Genomic DNA, 4161 nt, shown 5'->3' on the forward strand with positions numbered 1-4161 from the left:
ACTTCAATGGCTTTTTCCGGCCCGCCGCACATATGGAAACTATCCTTGATTTTTTGTATCGCCTCTTTATATTCACTATTAGACAGGACTTCATTTACGGCATTCTTTAATGAGCTAACATTGATATTATCCTTTGATATCCTATAACCGGCTCCAAGCTCAGTTAATCGCTGCGCCACCATGGGTTGATCCTTGTCATGGGGAATAACAACCAAGGGTACATTGTAATGAATAGCTTCATTAACGCTGTTCATTCCACCGTGCGTAACAATAACGTCAGATTGGCTTAATATTTCTAATTGAGGTACATAGGGAGAAATGATAAAATTTTCGGGTGCTTCCTTGATTTTAGTAAAATCAGCTTTCTCTCCGGCTGCGATCACAACTTTCCCCTCAAAATCAGAAAAAGCATCAATACAAGTATTGAAGAATTCTTCCACATGATCCAAAACGGTTCCCATAGAAATATAAAGTACCTTTTTATCTTTTAATACTTCCATAGGGAAGTGATCGGTTGTCTTCCTTTGCGGAAAGCTCGGACCGATAAAAACATAATTCTCCCCGAAAAGCTCATTGTGAGGCTGGAAATATCGGCTTGTGTATACAAGATTTAAATCACCCGAGTTATTCATGAATTGAAGCATATTCTTAGGTAAAACATCGAATTTTTCCTTCATTTGATCAAGTAATCTTTCCGCATTCTCGTCAGGTTGGAACGAATCAGGGCCGAGAATATTTTTGAATTCTTTCTCAGGCATTAAAAATGATAGCCTTTCCTTAAATTTTTCAGTGGTAATATAGTGGACGTTATCCCCCCGATCAGCAAATGCTTTTACAATACCCAGAGTGGGGTTTACATGCCCCTCGGCAGGGAAATTAACCATTAATATGTTCATCATCGGTATTCGCTCCTTAAGAATGGGAAGTTGTGGTTTACATTATTTACCTTACTATATCTCGTCCTTTTAATAAAGGATTGGGAAAGGATTCCATTAATAACTTAAGCTCTGCCGGAGATATTAATCAAGGGGAAAATATTTTATTGAGGAGGAGTATGACATGAAAAAGGCAGCTGTAATTGCATTATCCACTTGCTTGTTCCTTACAGCTTCGGCAGCAACAGCATTTGCATCGACAGAACCGGTGGGAACGAAGAAAATGGAGCACAAAATGCATGTAAAAGAACACAAGATTCATGCTAAAGAACACAAACTGCATGCAAAAGAACACCACAAAATGAAGGCACATAAACTGCACGCAAAAGAGAAAGGCAAAGCACACAAGCTGCACGCTAAAAGCATTAAACCTAAGGCGCTGCCAAAATCAGGTTATGGCGGAGTAAGCGAGTAAGCATCAAGCTACGGAAAGAGGAAACCCTGCTGTTCCTCTTTCCGATCACAAAAAGGAAGATGGCTATGAAAAGAATAAAATCCTCTGTGCACTTGCTTCTTGTCCTTGTCTTATTATTGACGTCAGGATGTCAAAGGACGAAACCAAACGAAACGAAGAGTGACCGGCCAGCCCCTTCTTCAAAAATACTTTCTTCCGGGTCCTCTAAAGCACCCGAGAAAAAGCCAATAGCCATTATTCCGAGCCGCTTATGGATTCCATCTATTGGGCTAATGGCCCCGGTCAAACCTGTCGGGCTGCTAAAGAATGGGCAGTTGGAAGTTCCTAAGTCCAGTGAAGTAGCAGGGGTATTTATAGAAGGTGTACTGCCTGGGCAACCGGGAAACGCGATTATAGCAGGACATGTGGACAATTATAAAGGACCGGCTATTTTTTACCCGCTTAAAAAGCTAAAACCTGAAGATCCAGTGCTTCTTTCGGACGAAGTAGGAAATTATCTTGTATTCAGAGTTGTAGCGGTAGAATCCTATCCGACAGCTAAGGCGCCTCTGGAGAAAATCTTCGGGGATACGGATCAAAGCCAATTAAATTTAATTACTTGCACAGGCAAGTACAACCGGAAAAAGAAAGAGCACGAAAAAAGATTAGTCGTTTATACAAGATTGATAAAATGATTGTTACAATGGGGGGGAGACATTATGAAAAGAACGCCTCAGATGTGCTTAGTTATAGCGGTTTTTCTGCTGTTGTTTGGAGCTGAACCTGTATCGGGTACCGAAAGTACGGAGACAGAGGTAAGAGGGTTTCTAACCCATTTATTTGCTGCCCGATCCGAATTTGTAACAAACATGCCGTCCGGGCTTGAGAAGTATTATGATCAGAAATACGGTTCAAGCCGTCATGCTTATCGGGTCGAAGCTAACAGAAATACATATCTTCATGCATGGGGAGAGCATAGAGGCATTCACTTTGTGGATTCCCAAAGCCGAATCCGGATTACACGAATCCGAATCGAAGGGGATACTGCCCAAATAACGCTCACCCATTCCCAAAAACTAAGTTATATGTATGCAAATAAAATTTTGCCAACGCAATGGTTCGGTCTGGGAACATGGCATACACTTACTTTGAAAAAAAATAAAGGGGAATGGAAAGTTGTTAAAGAGTGGTACTTAGATCCGCTGGACGAAAGTCCAAAGCAAATTCCGGGAACCCCAGAAGAAACAGAGGCTTTTCCAGACCATAAAGAGGAAATCCGGGACGGCAAAAAATATAAGCGGCAGAAAGCAGTGGCTTATGCGAATAAATATGCGGGTTCAGCCTGGGGGGCCGGAAATAAAGGGCGTTACAATCCAAAATATTTAAATTATAACGGCAAGGGTGGAGACTGTACGAATTTTGCTTCTCAAGTCGTTGGCGATCAAGAGGAAGGCGGGGGGCTCAAAATGTCGGGCCCTTGGCGGTATCATTATCATTCAGGAGGCAACAGCACTTGGGTACAGACTGATTCATTCAAGAACTTTATTGTCCGCTCCGGATACGGCAGGGTTATTGCGCAAGGGGGATTTTCAGATCTTGTAAAGTCTACCCGCCAAAATCCGGATGGTGCTTTTGCCAAACTGTTTCCGGGGGATTTAATCGCCCACGTTATTCGAAATGACGTCGATCACTTTTCGATTGTAACCGGATTTGACGAAAATGGCTATCCGCTTGTGAATTCACATACTGCAGACCGCTTTAGGGCACCGTATGATTTGGGTTGGGATAAAAACACGAAATACATTCTGATCCATATCAACGACTAAAACCTTGGACGCATCAGCCTTGATCATAACATACCGCATCGTCAGCCGTCATAAGATGGTAAGGACGAGTCGTACATGATTGAGGTGAATGAATGAGGTCCTCTCTGTTCATAAAGCAAACGACATTTCGGGTAAGTGCTATAGTGATGGTAAAAGCCATCGGTCTAATTGGCAGGGTTTCCCTAACAAGGCTCATCGGCGCAGAGGGAATCGGTCTGTATCAGATCGCCTATTCCTATTACGGTTTAGCCCTAATGGTGATTACGGGCGGCTTGCCGACTGCCCTGGCCCTGTATACGGCGAGACATCCCCGACATAGCTGGATTTGGTTTAAAACTATTTCTATTTATTTAATCCTTATGGGGGGGAGTATTAGCATGCTCTCCTTTTGTTTTTCCGGTGGCATATCCCAGCTTTTGGGCAATCCGGAGCTGTATTTTTTCATCCGTTGTTTGGCGCCGGCGCTCTTCGCAGTTCCTTTGTTAAGTTTACTCAGGGGCTATTTGCAAGGCATGGAACGCTACAATGTCATCGCCGTCTCTGAACTTATTGAACAAGCAGTTCGTGTTCTGTTCATGCTGACGCTTGTTTTTCTTCTTTTGCCTAATGGCTCGGCTTTTGCGGCGGGAAACAGTATGTTAGGTACGCTATTCGGCGCATTATCTGCTTTTTTCGTATTGATTCTATATTATTTTTATTATAGCAATCAGCAGAGCAGTATCTTGAGCACTCAAAAATATACCCTTTTTAGAACAGACCTCAAGTGGTTTTTTCACAGTTCTTTTATTATATCTCTCACACGGCTGCTCACTCCGCTATCGGATGTCCTGGATGCTATTATTATCCCCGGCAGATTGCAGGTTGCGGGATATTCCACTGCACAGGCGACATCTATGTTTGGCGTCCTAACAGGTATGGCAGTACTTATTGTCTATATGCCTAGCATTGCTACTGCGGCCCTGTCCCACACGTTAACCATGAAGCTGGTAACAGACTGGCGGGGGCG

The 4161-nt window shown here is 43.2% G+C and carries 5 protein-coding genes; 4 read left to right on the top strand and 1 reads right to left on the bottom strand.

The features are described from left to right. Nucleotides 1–899, bottom strand: an 899-nt coding sequence (locus tag L691_RS28580; RefSeq protein ID WP_036736581.1) for a nucleotide disphospho-sugar-binding domain-containing protein, incomplete at its 3' end; no start/stop codon positions are given. A 160-nt stretch (nucleotides 900–1059) separates the two neighbouring features. Between L691_RS28580 and L691_RS0110665 the strand changes: the two genes are divergently transcribed. The 4 genes from L691_RS0110665 to L691_RS0110680 form a co-directional block, all read left to right on the top strand. Then, on the top strand, nucleotides 1060–1350 hold the full coding sequence (locus L691_RS0110665; protein WP_025690479.1) for a hypothetical protein: 291 nt from the start codon (nucleotides 1060–1062) through the stop codon (nucleotides 1348–1350). Between the two features lie 65 nt (nucleotides 1351–1415). Further along, nucleotides 1416–2024, top strand: coding sequence for a class F sortase (locus tag L691_RS0110670; RefSeq protein ID WP_025690480.1), 609 nt, complete (start codon nucleotides 1416–1418; stop codon nucleotides 2022–2024). A 24-nt stretch (nucleotides 2025–2048) separates the two neighbouring features. Further along, complete coding sequence (locus L691_RS0110675; protein WP_036736578.1) at nucleotides 2049–3155, top strand: amidase domain-containing protein; 1107 nt, start codon at nucleotides 2049–2051, stop codon at nucleotides 3153–3155. A gap of 146 nt (nucleotides 3156–3301) precedes the next feature. Further along, nucleotides 3302–4161: oligosaccharide flippase family protein (locus L691_RS0110680; RefSeq protein ID WP_198023012.1), on the top strand; the 860-nt coding region annotated here is incomplete at its 3' end.

It is taken from the genome of Paenibacillus zanthoxyli JH29, assembly GCF_000520715.1.
GTDB lineage: Bacteria > Bacillota > Bacilli > Paenibacillales > Paenibacillaceae > Paenibacillus_AQ > Paenibacillus_AQ zanthoxyli.

Coding starts and splice junctions, on each gene's coding strand:
- L691_RS0110670 (WP_025690480.1), top strand. CDS start 1,416: ATGAAAAGAATAAAATCCTCTGTGCACTTGCTTCTTGTCCTTGTCTTA.
- L691_RS0110675 (WP_036736578.1), top strand. CDS start 2,049: ATGAAAAGAACGCCTCAGATGTGCTTAGTTATAGCGGTTTTTCTGCTG.
- L691_RS0110665 (WP_025690479.1), top strand. CDS start 1,060: ATGAAAAAGGCAGCTGTAATTGCATTATCCACTTGCTTGTTCCTTACA.